Annotated in this window: 17 protein-coding genes; 12 read left to right on the top strand and 5 right to left on the bottom strand. The window is 67.3% G+C overall.

Annotated elements, in window-relative coordinates; translation table 11 throughout:
* Nucleotides 1-37: 37 nt before the first annotated feature.
* From IEY78_RS09885 to ilvA, 3 genes are all read right to left on the bottom strand, one after another.
* Nucleotides 38-916, bottom strand: a complete 879-nt coding sequence (locus tag IEY78_RS09885) for an ABC transporter permease (protein WP_189097252.1) — start codon at nt 914-916, stop codon at nt 38-40.
* Complete coding sequence (locus IEY78_RS09880; protein WP_229699827.1) at nt 913-2,001, bottom strand: ATP-binding cassette domain-containing protein; 1,089 nt, start codon at nt 1,999-2,001, stop codon at nt 913-915. Before IEY78_RS09880 ends, IEY78_RS09885 begins: the two co-directional genes overlap by 4 nt.
* 187 nt (nt 2,002-2,188) lie before the next feature.
* Entirely contained in the window at nt 2,189-3,469 is a 1,281-nt protein-coding gene (gene ilvA, locus IEY78_RS09875) for a threonine ammonia-lyase (RefSeq protein ID WP_189097251.1), read from the bottom strand.
* A 207-nt stretch (nt 3,470-3,676) separates the two neighbouring features.
* On the opposite strand from ilvA, the gene IEY78_RS09870 reads away from it, so the two are divergent.
* The 3 genes from IEY78_RS09870 (at nt 3,677) to IEY78_RS09860 (ending at nt 5,136) form a co-directional block, all read left to right on the top strand.
* Entirely contained in the window at nt 3,677-4,177 is a 501-nt protein-coding gene (locus IEY78_RS09870; RefSeq protein ID WP_189097250.1) for a MarR family winged helix-turn-helix transcriptional regulator, read from the top strand.
* 171 nt (nt 4,178-4,348) lie between these two features.
* Complete coding sequence (locus IEY78_RS09865; protein ID WP_189097249.1) at nt 4,349-4,840, top strand: sigma factor-like helix-turn-helix DNA-binding protein; 492 nt, start codon at nt 4,349-4,351, stop codon at nt 4,838-4,840.
* A complete protein-coding gene (locus IEY78_RS09860; RefSeq protein WP_229699826.1) occupies nt 4,837-5,136 on the top strand; it encodes a hypothetical protein in 300 nt (99 codons plus the stop codon). The genes IEY78_RS09865 and IEY78_RS09860 overlap by 4 nt, the downstream gene beginning before the upstream one ends.
* Before the next feature lie 24 nt (nt 5,137-5,160).
* On the opposite strand, the gene IEY78_RS09855 is transcribed toward IEY78_RS09860, so the two are convergent.
* The gene (locus IEY78_RS09855) at nt 5,161-6,312 is read right to left on the bottom strand and encodes a cystathionine gamma-synthase (protein ID WP_189097248.1); all 1,152 of its coding nucleotides are present in this window, start codon (nt 6,310-6,312) and stop codon (nt 5,161-5,163) included.
* A gap of 209 nt (nt 6,313-6,521) precedes the next feature.
* On the opposite strand from IEY78_RS09855, the gene IEY78_RS09850 reads away from it, so the two are divergent.
* From IEY78_RS09850 to IEY78_RS09840, 3 genes are all read left to right on the top strand, one after another.
* On the top strand, nt 6,522-7,685 hold the full coding sequence (locus IEY78_RS09850; RefSeq protein WP_189097247.1) for a hypothetical protein: 1,164 nt from the start codon (nt 6,522-6,524) through the stop codon (nt 7,683-7,685).
* A gap of 233 nt (nt 7,686-7,918) precedes the next feature.
* Nucleotides 7,919-8,584, top strand: coding sequence for a peptide-methionine (S)-S-oxide reductase MsrA (msrA, locus tag IEY78_RS09845; RefSeq protein WP_189097246.1), 666 nt, complete (start codon nt 7,919-7,921; stop codon nt 8,582-8,584).
* Nucleotides 8,585-8,897: 313 nt separating this feature from the next.
* The gene (locus tag IEY78_RS09840; protein WP_189097245.1) at nt 8,898-9,821 is read left to right on the top strand and encodes an aminoglycoside phosphotransferase family protein; all 924 of its coding nucleotides are present in this window, start codon (nt 8,898-8,900) and stop codon (nt 9,819-9,821) included.
* A 6-nt stretch (nt 9,822-9,827) separates the two neighbouring features.
* Here IEY78_RS09840 and IEY78_RS09835 read toward each other — a convergent pair whose 3' ends face one another.
* Entirely contained in the window at nt 9,828-11,201 is a 1,374-nt protein-coding gene (locus IEY78_RS09835) for an NsdA family TPR-like regulatory protein (RefSeq protein WP_189097244.1), read from the bottom strand.
* Nucleotides 11,202-11,538: 337 nt separating this feature from the next.
* On the opposite strand from IEY78_RS09835, the gene IEY78_RS09830 reads away from it, so the two are divergent.
* From IEY78_RS09830 to IEY78_RS09805, 6 genes are all read left to right on the top strand, one after another.
* Nucleotides 11,539-11,733, top strand: a complete 195-nt coding sequence (locus IEY78_RS09830; protein WP_189097243.1) for a hypothetical protein — start codon at nt 11,539-11,541, stop codon at nt 11,731-11,733.
* Nucleotides 11,730-12,068: a hypothetical protein gene (locus IEY78_RS09825; protein WP_189097242.1), complete on the top strand. Its 339-nt coding sequence runs from the start codon at nt 11,730-11,732 to the stop codon at nt 12,066-12,068. The genes IEY78_RS09830 and IEY78_RS09825 overlap by 4 nt, the downstream gene beginning before the upstream one ends.
* An 80-nt stretch (nt 12,069-12,148) precedes the next feature.
* A complete protein-coding gene (locus IEY78_RS09820; protein ID WP_229699825.1) occupies nt 12,149-12,337 on the top strand; it encodes a hypothetical protein in 189 nt (62 codons plus the stop codon).
* Between the two features lie 822 nt (nt 12,338-13,159).
* Nucleotides 13,160-14,140 carry a hypothetical protein gene (locus IEY78_RS09815; protein ID WP_189097240.1) on the top strand — a complete coding sequence of 327 codons (981 nt, stop codon included), beginning with the start codon at nt 13,160-13,162 and terminating at the stop codon, nt 14,138-14,140.
* Nucleotides 14,141-14,143: 3 nt separating this feature from the next.
* A complete protein-coding gene (locus IEY78_RS09810; protein ID WP_189097239.1) occupies nt 14,144-15,283 on the top strand; it encodes a GmrSD restriction endonuclease domain-containing protein in 1,140 nt (379 codons plus the stop codon).
* Nucleotides 15,284-15,294: 11 nt separating this feature from the next.
* Complete coding sequence (locus IEY78_RS09805) at nt 15,295-15,954, top strand: MAE_28990/MAE_18760 family HEPN-like nuclease (protein WP_189097238.1); 660 nt, start codon at nt 15,295-15,297, stop codon at nt 15,952-15,954.
* Nucleotides 15,955-16,145 lie beyond the last annotated feature (191 nt).

Raw genomic sequence — 16,145 nt, 5'->3', positions numbered from 1 at the left:
CGATGCTCCGGGCCGCTTCTCCGTGCTTGCGCCCCGCTCAGGCGGTGGCCGAGCGGTATTTGCGGACTGCCAGGGTCCGGAAGACCACGATGATCAGGACGGACCAGATCACCGAGGCCACCACCGGGTGCTCCATCGGCCAGGCCCCGGTCACCGACCTCGGCACCCCCGCGATGGTGTTGCCGAACAGCAGCCGGGCGGCGGCCACCGTCGCGCTGAACGGGTTCCACTCGGCGACGTGCTGGAGGAACGCCGGCATGCCGTTGACCGGGACGAACGCGTTCGAGATGAAGGTCAGCGGGAACAGCCAGATCAGTCCGCCGGAGGTGGCCGCCTCGGGCGTGCGCACCGTCAGGCCGATGAGCGCGCCGATCCAGGAGAACGCGTACCCGAGCAGGAGCAGCAGCGCGAAGCCGGCCAGCACCTCGGCGAGGTTCTCGTGGGTGCGCCAGCCGATCAGCAGCGCGACGACCGCCAGCACCACCAGCGTCAGCGCGGTCTGCACGAGGTCGGCGAGGGTGCGGCCGGTGAGCACCGCACCGCGGGACATCGGCAGCGACCGGAACCGGTCGATGAGCCCCTTGTGCATGTCGTCGGCGATGCCCGCCCCGGCGCCCGCCGTGGCGAAGGTGACGGTCTGCGCGAAGATCCCGGCCATCAGGAACTCGTGATACGCCTGGGCGTCGCCCACCGGGGCCCCGGGGACGTTGATGGAGCCGCCGAAGACATACGTGAACAGCACCACGAACATGATCGGCTGGATCAGCCCGAAGATCACCACCTCGGGGATCCGCAGCATCCGGATCAGATTGCGCTGGGCCACGACCAGGGAGTCGCGGACGGACCGGCCGATGCCGCCGCGCGGCCGCACGGTCCGGACCGGGGCGCCCCCGGTCGCTTCGGTCACCGTGGTCACTTCACACCCTCCCTGTCACTCGTCGTGCCCGTGTCCGCGCCGGCCGTCCCGGCGCCCCCGCGGCCCCGCTTCTGCCGTCCGACCGCGCCGCCGTCCGTGTCGGCCCGGCCCGCGCTCCCGTCGTCCGCGCCGTCGTCCGCGTCGCCCTCGGCGTGGTGCCCGGTCAGCGAGAGGAACACGTCGTCGAGGGTCGGGCGGCGCAGCCCGATGTCGTCGATCTCCACCCCGCGCAGGTCCAGTTCGCGGATGACCTCGGCGAGCAGCTTCGCGCCGCCCGTCACCGGGACCGTGAGCTTGCGGGTGTGCGGGTCGACGGTGCCCTCGCCCTTGCCGAAGCCGCGCAGGACCTCGTCGGCGACGGTGAGGTGCTCGGGGGCGTGCACCACGACCTCGACGCGCTCCCCGCCGGTGCGCGCCTTGAGCTGGTCGGCGGTGCCGCGGGCGATGACCCGGCCGTGGTCGACGACGCAGATGTCGTGCGCCAGCCGGTCGGCCTCCTCCAGGTACTGGGTGGTGAGCAGCAGGGTCGTGCCGCCCGCGACCAGTTCCTGGATGACGTCCCACAGCTCCTGGCGGTTGCGCGGGTCCAGGCCGGTGGTCGGCTCGTCCATGAACATCACGGGCGGGCTGACGACCAGGGCGGCCGCCAGGTCGAGCCGCCGGCGCATACCGCCGGAGTAGGTCTTGGTGATGCGGTCGGCCGCGTCGCCGAGGTGGAAGCGCTCCAGCAGTTCGACGGCCCGCCGCTTCGCCTCGCGGCCGCTCATCTGGTAGAGCCGGCCGACCATCGTGAGGTTCTCCCGGCCGGTCAAGTACTCGTCCACGGCGGCGAATTGGCCGGAGAGGCCGATGGACCGCCGTACCTCGTCCGGGCGGGCGAGGACATCGATGCCGGCGACCACGGCCTTGCCACGGTCGGGCCGGAGCAGGGTCGTCAGGACGCGTACGGCGGTGGTCTTTCCCGCGCCGTTCGGGCCGAGCATTCCGAGGACCGTTCCTTCGGGAACGTCGAGATCGACGCCGTCCAGTGCTCGCACGTCGCCGAAGGTCTTCACGAGCCCTTCGGCGTATATGGCGCCTGGCATAGGGATACTCCCATGGCTTGGGTCAGTTCCAGGTCGAATATTACGGTTGGCGGCTTATGCCTGCCTTGTGGCATATGTGCGCAACGGGCACCACGACGCACCGGCACCCCCGCAGACGCGATGGTACGCCCAGACGCGATACATCGCGATACAAATCCTCAATATTCACGGCCGGACGGACGCCCGCTCACTCCGCGACGACGTACCCCGCCTCGCGCAGCGCCGCGCGGACCTCTTCGCAGTGCGCGGGGCCCTTGGTCTCCATGTGCAGTTCCACCTCGACCTCGGTGAGGCCGAGCTGCGGATCCGTCCGCACGTGCCCCACGTCGAGGACGTTCGCGTCCACCACGGACAGCACCCCGAGCATCGCCGCCAGCGCCCCCGGCCGGTCGGTCAGCCGCAGCCGCAGGGAGAGGTAGCGTCCGCCGGCGGCCATGCCGTGCCGCAGGATGCGCTGGAGCAGCAGCGGGTCCACATTGCCGCCGGACAGCACCGCGACCACCGGCCCCTCGAAGGACTCCGGGTCGGCGAGCAGCGCGGCCACCGGGCTCGCCCCGGCCGGCTCCACCACCAGCTTCGCCCGCTCCAGGCACAGCAGCAGCGCGCTGGAGAGCTGGTCCTCGGTGACCGTGCGGACCTCGTCCACCAGCTCCTCGACCATCCCGAAGGTGACCTCACCGGGGCGGCCCACCTTGATGCCGTCCGCCATGGTCGACAGCCCCTCGATCGACACCGGGCGCCCGGCCGCCAGCGACGGCGGATAGCAGGCCGCGCCCGCCGCCTGCACCCCGACGATCCGCACGTCCGGCCGCAGCGCCTTGACCGCGAGCGCCAGCCCCGCGGCCAGCCCGCCGCCGCCGATCCCGACGACGACCGTCCGCACCTCCGGGCACTGTTCGAGGATCTCCAGGCCGACCGTGCCCTGCCCGGCGATGATGTCGTGGTGGTCGAAGGGGTGGATGAAGACCGCGCCGGTCTCCCGCGCGTATGCCTCGGCGGCGGCCAGCGTCTCGTCCACCACCTGGCCGTGCAGCCGCACCTCGGCGCCGTATTCGCGGGTCGCGGCGACCTTCGGCAGGGGGGCACCGACGGGCATGAACACCGTCGAGCGCACGCCCAGCAGGGACGCCGCGAGCGCCACCCCCTGGGCGTGGTTGCCGGCGCTCGCGGCCACCACACCGGCCGCCCGCTGCGCCGCGCTGAGCCCGGCGATCCGCACGTAGGCGCCACGGATCTTGAAGGAGCCGGTGCGCTGGAGGTTCTCGCATTTGAGGTGGACGGGCGCGCCCACCAGCCCGGCCAGATAACGGCTGCCCTCCATGGCGGTCACTCGGGAGACACCGGAGAGCATCTTGTCCGCATTGCGTACGTCATCGACCGTAATTGCGGGGGCCGAGGCCGCGGCGGGGGCCTCTCCCGGAGTGGCGGCGGAGGTCTCGTGCGACGTACGCGGCGTGTGAGCGGCCATGCCGCCAGTCTTACAGTTTGCCCACCTGAGGGCCTTTTCTGTCCGGCTGTCAGGACGGCACGGGCGGCCGCACGCCCCCGCGTACCGCACGGCCGCCCGGGGGTTACGGGGCGTTATCGGAATCCACAGCCCGGGTACACCCCGCGCCCGGTCCGCGTACGCTGTCCTCCCATCCATACGCACTTCCATCGAAGCGAGCTCCCGGCCATGCCCACCTCTTCGGACATGACGACCCATACCGATCCCGCTCTGCTCGACGCGCTGCAGCACCAAGTGGCCGTCTTCGCCCGCCGCGCCGAACAGAGCCGCCTCGGCGGCGTCGGGCAGGCGCGCAACTCCATGGACCGCGCCGCCTACCTGCTGCTCAACCGCCTGGACCAGGAAGGCCCGATGGGCGTCAAGGCCCTGGCCGCCGGCATGGGCATCGACTCCTCGACGGTCACCCGCCAGGTCGCCCCGCTGGTCGACTCCGGGCTGGTCAGCCGCGCCACCCACCCCGAGGACGGCCGCGCCGTGGTGCTCCAGCTGTCCGAGCGCGGCCACGCCCGTCTGGACGAGGTGCGCACCTCGCGCCGTGCGCTGATGGCCCTGGTGACGGAGGGGTGGTCCGAGCCGGAGCGCGAGGCGTTCACCACCCTCCTGACGCGCTTCAACAGCTCGCTCGCCGACATCACCACGTCCCTGACGCCGGCCGGCCCCGCGTCCTGACCGGGGGCCCGCGCGCGCCCCGGCCGACGGCCTGAGCCGCGCCCTCCCCTCCCGTGAGCGTCCCGCCGCCGTCCCCGTGACCGGCCGTGCGCGTCACGCCTCTTGACCGGGTGGCCGCGCTGCCGTGCCATAGGAGCCCAGGGTTCGGGTGTCCGTCATCCGGGAGGCGTGGTGCGAGAGCGGCGACCGGCGCAGGAGCGCCGCCGCGCCCGGGAGTTCGAGTCCTTCGTGGCCGGCGCCGGGGGCCGGCTGCTGTCCGCCGCCGCGCTGCTGACCGGCGAGCCGGCCGCCCGTCCCGCCCCGGCCGCCGAGGAGTTGCTGCTCCGCGCGCTGTCGCGGACCTACGCCGCCTGGGACCGCTTGGGCGGCGACGATCCGTACGAGCGCACCCGCCGTGAGCTGGCCGCCCGCTTCGCCCGCACCGCCCGCCGGCACCGCAGGCCGCGCGGCGGCCCGCTGGCCCGGCTGTCCCCGCGGGAGCGCCTGGTGCTCGTCCTGCGGCTGTACGAGGACGTGCCCGAGGAGCTGGCCGCGGCCCAACTCGGCCTGCCCGCCGCGCGGGTGCACGACCTGTGCCTGCACGCCGTCGCGGAGCTGCGCAGCCGCCGGCGCCCGGAACCGCCGCCCGCCCCGGCCCCGTCCCCGAAGTCCTCGGCCCCATGAGCCTCCCGGGCCTCCCCGTCCCCCTCAGCCCGGACAGTCCCGACCGTCCCGGCCTCCCGGACCGCAAACAGGACGAGGTGCGGCGGATGCTGGCGGGCCCGTACCCGCGCGTCCCGCCCGATCTGGCGGCCCGCGCCGCCGAGCGCGGGCGCCGGCTGCTGGCCCGCCGCACGCTGCTGCGCCGGCTGGGCTGGCTGCTCGCCCTGTGCGCCCTGGTGGCGCTGTTCGTGCTGGTCACGCACCGGCCTTGGCTGCCCCCGCCCACCCACACCACCCCTCCCGTGGAGGGGTGGTGAACGGCGGGGGCAGCAAGGGCTCGGTCAGCCCAGCGCCTGCGTGAGGTCGGCCACCAGGTCGTCGACGGACTCGATGCCCACTGAGAGGCGCACCAGGTCCGCGGGGACCTCCAGCAGCGAACCGGCCGTCGAGGCGTGCGTCATCAGCCCCGGGTGCTCGATCAGCGACTCGACGCCGCCGAGCGACTCCCCGAGAGTGAACAGCTTGGCCCGGTTGCAGACCTCCACGGCGGCCTGCTCGCCGCCCGCGACCTGGAACGACACCATGCCGCCGAAGGACCGCATCTGCTTCGACGCGACCTCGTGGCCCGGGTGCTCGGCCAGCCCCGGGTAGTAGACGCGGGTGACCTTGCTGTGGGAGGTCAGCAGCTCCGCGATCCGGGCGGCGTTGGCGCTGTGCCGGTCCATGCGGACGGCCAGCGTCTTGATGCCGCGCATCACCAGCCAGGCGTCGAAGGGGCCGGCGACGGCGCCCATCGCGTTCTGGTGGTAGGCGAGTTCCTCACCGAGGGCGTCGTCGTTGACGACGAGCGCGCCGCCGACCACGTCCGAGTGCCCGCCCATGTACTTGGTCGTGGAGTAGACGACCACGTCCGCGCCGAGGCCGAGCGGCTGCTGGAGGTAGGGGCTGGCGAAGGTGTTGTCGACGACCAGCTTGACGCCGGCCTCCCGGGCGACGGCGGCCAGCGCGGAGATGTCGCTGATGCCGAGCAGCGGGTTGCTGGGCGTTTCCACCCAGATCGCCTTCGTACGGGGCCGCAGGGCGTCGCGGACGGCCTTCGGGTCGGAGGTGTCGGCGACCGACCACTCCACGCCCCAGCGCTCGACGACCTTGGAGATGAGACGGAACGTTCCGCCATAGGCGTCGTTCGGGATCACGACATGGTCGCCGGGGACCAGCAGGGTGCGCAGCAGGCAGTCCTCGGCGGCGAGGCCGGAGGCGAAGGCGAGGCCGCGGCGGCCCCCGTCCAGCGCCGCGAGGTTCTCCTCCAGGGCGGTACGGGTCGGGTTGGCGCTGCGGCTGTACTCGTAGCCGCCGCGCAGCCCGCCCACGCCGTCCTGCTTGTAGGTGGACACCTGGTAGATGGGCGGTACCACCGCGCCGGTGGCCTCGTCGGGCTCCTGACCTGCGTGGATGGCAACGGTTTCGAAATGCTGTGGGTGTTGTTCGCTCATGCCGCCGAGGGTAGTCGGCCGCGCGACCGAACTTTTCGGAACTTTCTGGTTGGCTGGATAGTGGATACATACGAAAGACCGCATGCCGGTTCCGCCCCTCCCGCCCGCCGCGCCGGTGACCGCCCACCGCACCGGGGAATCCCCGGTGACCCCGGCACGTTGAACCCGCCGGGAAGCCGTCACAAGAATTTCAGGTACAGGACACCCACATGGACGCTCTGCTGCTTCTCCTCGCCGCGCTCGCGCTCGGCGGGTTCGTCTTCCTGCCGTGGATGCGCCGGCGCCGGGCGGTGCAGCACACCCGGCAGGGCCTGGTGGTGGCCGCCGACCCGATGGCCGGCTACGGCTTCGTACCCCTGGAGGAGCTGGACGTACGGCTGCCCGGCCCCGATGAGGAGCTGGAGGAGGCCCTGGCCGAAATGCGCCGGACACACGACTGGCGCCCGGCGGCCGCACTCCTGAAGTCCACCGGCGACGACTGGGAGCGCCGCTGGCAGCGGGTGCAGACGCTGGCCGGCGCCGCCGCCTTCGAGCTGGCCGCGCAGGAGGCGAGCGAGGAGCAGCGGCGCGGTGCGGCACCGGGGTACGGCGACGGCGGCCGCACCGGCGGGATCTGGCTGCGCACCTGGCGCTCGGAGGCCCCCAAGGACCCCGGCGGCGCCCAGACCCACGCCCAGTTCCTCGTCCTCCAGGCGCTGCGCGATCCCGGCTCGCAGGACTTCCGCATGATCCTGGAAGAGGCCCGTACGGTCTGCCGGGAGGCGGCGCTGCTGGCCCCGGGCAGCCCCCTGCCGTACATCATCGAGCTCGCCGTCGCCCGCGGCCTGGGCGATCGCGCCGCCGACTACGAGGAGCTGTGGACCAAGGTCGCCCAGCGCGCGCCGCAGCACATGGGCGCGCATCTCGCGGCCCTCCCCTACTGGTCGCAGAAGTGGCACGGCTCCCGCCCGGAGGCCGAGGCCTTCGCCGAGCGCGCCGCGGCCGGCGCCCCCGCCAGGACCCTCCTCCCGGCCCTCCCCCTCTTCGCGGTCTACGAGCACCTCCCCGAGGCCAACATGGTCCGCAGCCTCTACCGGAGCGCGGTCGTCGAGCGCGCCATCGAAGGCGCCCACTTCGCCCTGCGCGAAGCCCCCGCCGACCACCCCATGGCGCCGCACGTCCGCCATCTGCTCGTCTGGTTCCTGGTCCGCGCCGAGCGCTACGACGAGGCCATGGAGCAGCTCCGCCTGGTGGACGGCCATGTCGGCGCCGTCCCGTGGTCGTACGGCCCCAGCCCCGCCGCCGAGTACGCCGCCTACCGCGCCCTGGCCATCGCGGGCTGGGAACAACGGGGCGGCAACGCGGCGGGCTTCCCTCCGGCGGGGGCTGAGTAGTCCGTACGGGGGGGCAGCCCGGGGCGCAGGGGGTAGCCCTGGGCGCAGCGCCCGCCCTCCCCCGTCACACGGATCGCTCCCCACCGCCCCGACAGGCCCCAACTGGCCCCCACCGGCCCCGCCCCTCGTGGCCGGAATACCCCCGCCCCCTCCGGCGTTCCACCCACTACCCCTACGCATGCCGAGTGCGCTTGCCCGCCAGCCCGCCCGAGCCAGCCCAGGAGCCTGATCCCATGCTCTTCTCCCGCTTCAAGACCCATCTGCCCACCCCCGAGGAAGCGCTCGAAGGCCGCCCCGAGCCGACCTTCGCCGTCCCCGACCGGCACACCGTCCTGGGCAACCCGCTGCTGGGCCCGTACCCGGAGGGTCTGGAGATCGCCGACTTCGGCCTGGGCTGCTTCTGGGGCGCCGAGCGGAAGTTCTGGCAGACCGAGGGCGTCTGGACCACCCTCGTCGGCTACCAGGGCGGCCACACCCCGAACCCCACCTACGAAGAGGTCTGCAGCGGCCACACCGGCCACACCGAGGCCGTCCGCGTCGTCTACGACCCCGCCGTCGTCCCGTACACGACCCTGCTCAAGCTCTTCTGGGAGTCCCACAACCCCACCCAGGGCTTCCGCCAGGGCAACGACGTCGGCACCCAGTACCGCTCGGCGATCTACACCCACTCCCCCGCCCAGCAACAGGCCGCCGAAGCCTCCCGCGACGCCTACCGCACCGTCCTCCACAACTCCGGCCACCCCGACATCACCACCGAAATCCTCCCCGCCACCCCCCGCCCCTTCTACCCGGCCGAGGCCTACCACCAGCAATACCTCGACAAGAACCCCGCGGGGTACTGCGGGATCGGGGGGACGGGGGTCAGCTGCCCGGTGGGGGTGGCTCCCACGGAAGGCTGATCACGCGGCGGCCGGCCCGTGCGGGGTCGGCCGCGCGTGTGCGTGACGCGGTCAGCTGCCGCCTGGTCTACCGGACGTCCTCCCTCGCGTATGGGCTTGCCTACGGTTCACCAGGGCCGTTTCCCCATGCGTTGAAGCAGGACCACAAGGCATGGATCAAACCAACACTCCTTGAGAACGGTCCTCGCCATGCCCCGACCCCGTCTGGCGTCACCTCTCGTGGGTACGGTCGCCTTGAAGTCTGTTGCCGGCCGCTGCCTGGCACGGCGATCTGCGCTACCGGGTTGGCGGTGTTGAGGGAGTGGATACGGGCATGCCGTCGGATGCTGAGCGGAGCACAGGAGAGGGGTTCACGTCAGGCGCCGCTACGCAGGTACTGACTGCAGCATGTCGGCGAGCAGGGCTCGACGGTGACGGAGCGCGCCTGATCCGCTTGGGGGAGAACGCCCTGTTCCGGCTGGCTTCCCACCCTGTGGTGGTGCGCATCGCCCGTACGGCGGAATACCTGGACTCGGCCCGGGGCGAGGTTCAGGTGTCGCGCTGGCTGTCGCGCGAGGGCTTCCCCGTGACGCGCGTGGTCGATGACCTGGAGCAGCCCATGGTCGTCGACGGGCATCCGGTGACGTTCTGGCACCTGATCGAGGAGGGGGCCGCCCGCAAGGCGACGTACGGAGAGCTGGGCGCGGTCCTCCGTGAACTGCACTCGCTCAGCCTGCCGGACACGCTGAACCTGCCTCCGTACCCCGTCCTGGACCGGACCGACCGACGGATCAACGCGGCGCTCGACATACCGGAGGATGACCGCGCGTTCCTGCGGAAACGCGCGCGTGAGTTGCGGGACCGTGTGGCGGGCCTTCGGTTCGAGTCCGAGAAGGGGCCCGTACACGGGGACGCTCATGTGCAGAACCTGATGGTGGACCGGAATGATCAGGTGATCCTGATCGATCTGGAACGGTTCAGCTTCGACCACCCCGAGTGGGATCTGATGGTCACCGCCACCGAGCATCACAGCCTGGGATGGCAGACCAAAGAGCAGTACGGCGCCTTCGTCGGCGCCTACGGGCGGGATCTCCGTACGTGGTCGGGCTTTTCAACCCTCCGCGCGGTGCAGGAATTCAACATGACCACATGGCTCATGCAGAACGTGTCCGAGAGCGCCGAGACGGCTGCGGAGTACACCCGTCGGATCTCCTCGCTCCGGAACGAGGACGCACCGCGCGACTGGAGCCCGGGGTGACCTCGGCTACTCGTCGCCCAACCGGTTCACGGCGTCCCGTACCTGTCCGCTGAACTGCTGAACGGCAGGGCGCTTACCGTACGCGGACGCCTCGCGTTGGAAGTCGCCCACGTACCGCTGGAATCGGGCGGACTCCAGGGCATCCCCGGCTTCGACAGCGAGACCGGCGGTCGTCACGGCGGCATCAAGGTCGCCGTTCAGCAGTTGGCTCTGCGCGAGCACCATGCGGCAGAGCCCGAGCGTACGGGCGTATTTGGGGTCGGTGAGTGCGACGGCCCGTTCGGCGAAGCGGACGGCTTCGGCGCCCTGCCCGAGATCGCGGAAGCAGTGACAGAACTCCCCGATCAGCTCGCCTTCATCCATGTACGAGAGCCATTCGGGATCGTCACCGCTGTCGGCGCGCTCGAAGAACCTCTCTGCCTCGCTCATCGCGCGCGCAGCGCCCTTCTGGTCCTGCGCTGTCGACAGAGCGCGCGCCTCATGGGCGGAGAACAGTGCCATCGCACGGGGCGTGGAGGCAGCCTTGCCACCTTCCACCGACGCGCGAGCCAGCGTCAGAGCCCGGGGCACCTGGCCCAGGTAATTAGCCTGATGGCTCATATTGGCCAGGATGCGTGCGCCCATCATGCGGTCGCCCGCCACCTGGGTCAGCCGCAGCGTCGACAGCATGTACCGGTCGGCAAGGGCATGGTTTCCGCTGTCGTACGCGGTCCAGGCAAGAAGCTGTGACATCTCCGTCGCGGCCTGGAACAGCGCCTCACCGACCTTGGCGCTGTAACTGGCGCCCAGCAGGGGCAACACGTCTTCCCGGAAGTAGTGCCGGAACGCCTTGTGTGCATGTCCGCCGCCGAACTGGAAGTCCATCTGCATGAAGAATCCCGCTGCGGTCCGGATCGCGGCGACGTCACGCATGCCGACCCGACGGGCGGCAGGAGCGTCGGTCGGCACGCCGTCAGGGCGGGAGACGAGCCACGAGAGCGCGGCGGAATGCACCTCGGCGTCCGGAAGTTGCGGCTGGTCCGACGGCCCGTCTTCCGGACGCTGGTGCGTAAGGCCGGCCAGAGCACTCAGTGTCTCGGCGAGCGAACCGGCGTAGCCCATGCCGACCGCGGGAGTGGGGGCCGGCGCGGCACCGGGAAATCCCAGATCTCGCGGGGTGACCCTCCGTCGCAACTTGTCGCTCAGCGCCTCAGCGACGAACACGGCTGTCTGCCGCTGGATACCGCTCCCGTCCAGCCATCGCTGCACGGCCACGTGCGTCGTCCCGAGGTGCTCGCCGTGCCGCTGCGCGACCTCACGGACCCGTTTTGCCAGCCCCTTGTTCGAGGCTCCGGCCTCGGCCATGACTGCGGCCAACTTGCGGTTCGGTTCTTTGCTCACGTTCTGCGTACACCCCCCGGGCGTCACGTTAAGTGTTCATCGTGTCACACCAGATGCGGGCCGAGGGGGTTCATCGCGAACCCCCTTGAGCGACATCGCGAACCCCACGTGTGCACGCGAACCCCCTTATGAACACTGCCTCTTGGCCAAAGACGGTCGTTGACTGTCGAGACAGGACCCCGGCGGTGCGTGACGGCACCCCGGGGCATGGCCAACCTGATGGAAGCAGGTCGACATGCGGAACCATATCGGCAGGTTTTTCGAGTTGCTGCTGAAAGTCTTACTGCCCGCTCCGGGGCGCCATCGCAGGGCGGGGACGAGCCCGGTGGTGTACTGCGTGGACAAACCGACGACGACCCTCGGTGTGCCGCGGGTCGCTGACCCGTACCTCTGGGGTCCGATCCGCGGTGAGGACGTTCAGCTCGTCCGCCCCTACCTCGTTGCCCACGAGCAGCAGATGCAGCGCCAGGCGGATGCCGGCCGCTGTGCCGGCTCGCTGTGCGACTCGCCGTGGATGGCGGTGGCCTCGTGAGCGCCAACCTGCGCCTCCTTCCCTGGCCCGGTCCGGCCGGACAGCGCTCGTACCTGTCGACCGACGACAGAGACAGCCCTCTCTCCCGACTCGCCGACGAAATGGAAGAGGTCCAACTCGAAACAGGAGCCGAGCTGCTCGGCCACGCCGCAAAGCTGCTCGAAGACCAGAAAGCCAACGCTGTGGAACTCCGGTTCCTGAGCACCCGGTTGTGTGAGGCACTTCGAGACGCGCTGAGCGTCGCTGAGAGCAGAGGCGGACGGCTGCCCGAACCCGATGACGACGATGCTGAGCGGGACAAGTTGCCAACACCCGCAAGCGGGGCAAGTGAATGAGTCGGACCGCGCACGAGACACCGGAATGGGAGATCGCACCGGTAGCGAGCACGTCACTGAACCGTGGACCAGACGGACGGATGGCGCTGACGCTCCAGATCACCCGCCATGAGAAACCGGTCGCCACTGCTCCGCTGCGGCTGACCGTAGCTGAGGCAGAGCGGGTCCATACAGCGCTCTGCCATGCCCTCGACCAGGAGCCCGTGCCCGACAATGCGCCGCCATGCCGCAAGGCGATCCAGTACCCCGGCGGCCGACAACGCTTCTGACGCCTTCAGGGCCTGCGGCCGGTAAGAGGACTCAGTAACGGATCCTCCCGCTTGCGAAGGAGGCGAGGAGAACCCTCGACTGCCAGCGGCGGCCTTCGGCTAGCAGCGACACATCGAAGGGCAGCGCCCCAGCGTACGTTGGGACTCCCCTGCCGTTCGCCCGGACTTCCCGGCAGCAGCCAGCCGACTTTCGAAGAACGAAGTGCGCACACCGCTCCGGAAGCCGAGGCAGCCGCGGGGGGGCAGGCCGATCAGGCGTTTGGCGGCTACTGCGGTAGTTGTCTGTCCACACGTGGACCGTAGAGGACTCGAGTATCCATGCTCATGGCTCCCCTGTGACGATGCAGCCACCCCCAGGCTTCCTGCCCGTCCCGCGCTCGATCTGTCAGACGGTCGCGAGGCCACAGAGCCTTGGGCAGCCCTTCGTAGGAAGGTGTATCATCCGCCGACCCCACAACCTCGTCTCGTACACTGGGGCTCGCAACCGTCTGCTACGAATTTGAGAGAAGGAAAGTGGATCGCCTTACTCGCAGCCCGCTTCAAGCTGCAAGCCATGAGCCGATCCCGACTCTGTTTGACCATGCGCAGGCGCCTGGCGCCACTCGCGGGGGCGCCCTCTCGCCTAAGCGGCCGGCGGTAGAGAGAGCAGGCTTGGCGGACATATTTCCGTACTACGCGGGTTTCTCATTCGAGTGGGCTTGTAACCAACTAATCCGATGGGAAGCCTCGGGCGTAGTTTTGGACCCTTGGAATGGCAGCGGAACCACGACGCTTGCCGCCCAGCATCTGGGATTCGAGTCCATTGGCGTGGATCGGAATCCGGTGGCCAACGTGATCGCCCGCCTTCGGTCCGATGCAGGCAGATGTACGGGTGGCATCAAGAGACCCCCTAAACCGCGAGTGCGTAGTACGGAGCGGTTCCTGCGAGATCCGCTGGTTGCGTGGTTCGACACCGAAGCAATTGCCCGGATTCGGGACTGGCATCGCACAATCAAAAAGCTTGACGCCGGCTTGTATAGCATTGGCATGGTAGCTCTGTTTCGCGCGGTCCGATCCCTCACGAAACCCTTTGAAGGGAGCAATCCAACATGGGTTAAGAGGGCTAAAGAAAAGTCGTCACTGATTTACCTGGATTACAGCGAGGTTGATCTAGCCGTTGAGCGCGAGATCTACTTTGTTTCCAGCCGTACAGCAGAGCACCCAGAATATTCCGCGCCAATTACGTTGGTTGGTGGGGATTCCTCTGCTCTCCCGATCTCAGACGAATGCATCGACGTAGTCCTTACCTCGCCCCCCTATCTGACGCGAATTGACTATGCGGTTGCGTATACGAGAGAGCTGGCGATACTTGGTATTGATATTTCGTCAGACAGGAGAATCCGTTCTGACCTGATGGGCACCACACTGATTCGATGCAAGGACTCTCTGGATTCGCGATTCCTAGGAAGTTCTGGAAAATCGCTGCTTGAGCGTATCGCGCAGCACAGCAGTAAGGCCTCATCGGGCTACTACCTAAAACAAGCCCGGCAGTACCTTGACGACTTGACGGCTGGCTTCGATGAGTTGAGCCGCGTCTGCAATCGGAAAGCGACCGTACACCTTGTGGTCCAAGATTCTTTCTACAAGGATGTTCCAGTCCCGCTTGCTGAAATCTGCATTGAGGAGTCGAGGGCGCGTGGATGGGAGCTTGAGTTTCAGGAAAAGTTCGAGGTGCGTCGCTCACTAACCACTCTGAACACTGCAGCAAAAGCTTACAAGAAGGGTGATGTAGAGGAATCCGTCATCACCTTGCGGAGGGGGTAAAGTATGTCAGATGAAATTCTGTCACCGGATGATTTGATTCAAGCGGTTGACAGGAAAATCACCGGTATCAGAACCAAGAGTAATGACTTCTCCTTTAACGAGCTAGCGGACATGTATGAGTCTGAAGAGCTCATCATTGATCCCGAGTTCCAGCGCATGTTCCGATGGACCGAGGGCGCACAATCGCGGTTTGTTGAATCCCTCTTGCTTGAGCTTCCCGTTCCCCCAATTTTCCTAATTGAGCGAGAAGATCGCGTCTACGAGTTGATCGACGGCTTGCAGAGAATTTCTTCGTTCCTTCACTTCAGGGGAGAACTGAAGCTAAAAGGCGAACTGCAAGATCCCTTGATCCTGTCAGACTGCGATATCGTTCCTGAGCTCAACGGACACACCTACGCCAACCTTCCGCGGGCGCTCGAGATCAAAATTAAACGTAGTTACATCCGGGCGGAGATTTTGCGCAAGGAGAGCGATCCGCGCCTGCGCTACTACATGTTCAAGCGACTGAATACTGGTGGAGAGCAGCTTTCCAAGCAGGAAGTCAGGAATGCAACCATCCGCTTGCTTTCCAATAGGTTCAATCAATACATGATTGACTTGGCACGCAACCCTGACTTTGCGTATTGCGTTGAGACTTTGACCGAGAAGGCCCAAAGAGAGAAATTCGACCAAGAACTGGTTCTTCGTTTCTTCGCTTTTAAGAATGTTGGCGGAACGTACAAGCATGACATTGCCGACTTCTTGACAGATTACATGGAGGCCGTATCGGACCCTTCTGGTCTAGTGCAATTCGATTACGAGCACGAAGCGAAGACTTTCGAGAAAACCTTTGAGATTCTCCATAAAGTCGGCGAGGCGTCCGGATTTGCGCAGAAAATCATGGGTACCGTTTCTAAGCGCGGAGAGGCTCGCTGGCAATTCTCTGTCTACCATTTCGAAGGCATCGCTCTGGGGCTGCAGACTGTTCTGGATCGCATCGATCCAGAAAATGAAGAGCACATCGCAGCGTTGGCGGAAGTAGTCAGACAAGGGAAAATTGATCAAGGATTTTTGCAAGCGACAGGGGGTGGTAAAAATGATCGCATCTCACTCCAGGTCCGTGTCGGCTTCTTCGCTGATCGATTCTCGGAGGCTCTTGCGTGAAGGTCTCAGAGATGCGAGCGCAGCTCGAAGAAGACATGGCTTGGCGTCTTGATGAGCTTCGCCATCTGTTTAACCATCTACTTGGAGACGTCTCGCCAGAGGAAGCTTCGGTTTACTCGCTTCGGGCCATCCTCGTGATGCAGTATGCGCATCTCGAAGGATTTACGCGCAACGCCCTCTCTCTGTACGTTTCCGCTGTAAATTCACGCAGTCTCCCTGTGAAGCAACTGAAGCCGGAGCTTATGGCAGCCGCCCTCGCTATCGAGTTTGACACTCTGAGAAAAGGTGCTGGCGTCAGCGAGGAGGGTAAGCTGACAAGCCGAGCTCGACATCAAATTTCTTTTGTTAAGAGAATTCAGGAACTAAGCGATGGACCTGTATCCATAGCGGCTGAAGTCGCTGTATCCATGGAGATGAATCTGGGTTCAGACGTCCTGAAGCGATCTCTGGTGTCTCTGGGGATTCCGGTTGATCGAGTCGCGAAAGAGCAATACAGTTCGATCGAATTCGTGAAGCGGGTTCGCAACGATATCGCTCATGGAAGTCGCAAGGAAAAAATCTCGGGCGGAATGTTCTCCGTACATATGAAGAAGTGTGAAGAGTTCATGAACGGCTTGTCTCGGGTGCTAACTCAGGCCCTCTCAGAGGAATGGTTCCGACTCGCTTCTTGATATACGGAGCGGAGGCAGAGAAGGCCCTAGGACCGCTCGTCGCGATAGAGCCTGAATAGATCAGATTCGTCCGTGGCCGTCCCGAGCGCAGCCGGGTGCTTGAGTAAGCCAGGACAGTTTTCGACAGTGGTTCAGGCGGCGTGGAGTGCGCGGGGCTGTTCGTCGGTGAGGTGGTAGGCGAGTTGGGTGTG

The organism is Streptomyces kronopolitis (assembly GCF_014646275.1).
GTDB lineage: Bacteria > Actinomycetota > Actinomycetes > Streptomycetales > Streptomycetaceae > Streptomyces > Streptomyces kronopolitis.
Note: the sequence above shows the minus strand (reverse complement) of the source record. Positions and strands in the feature narration are given on the sequence as shown.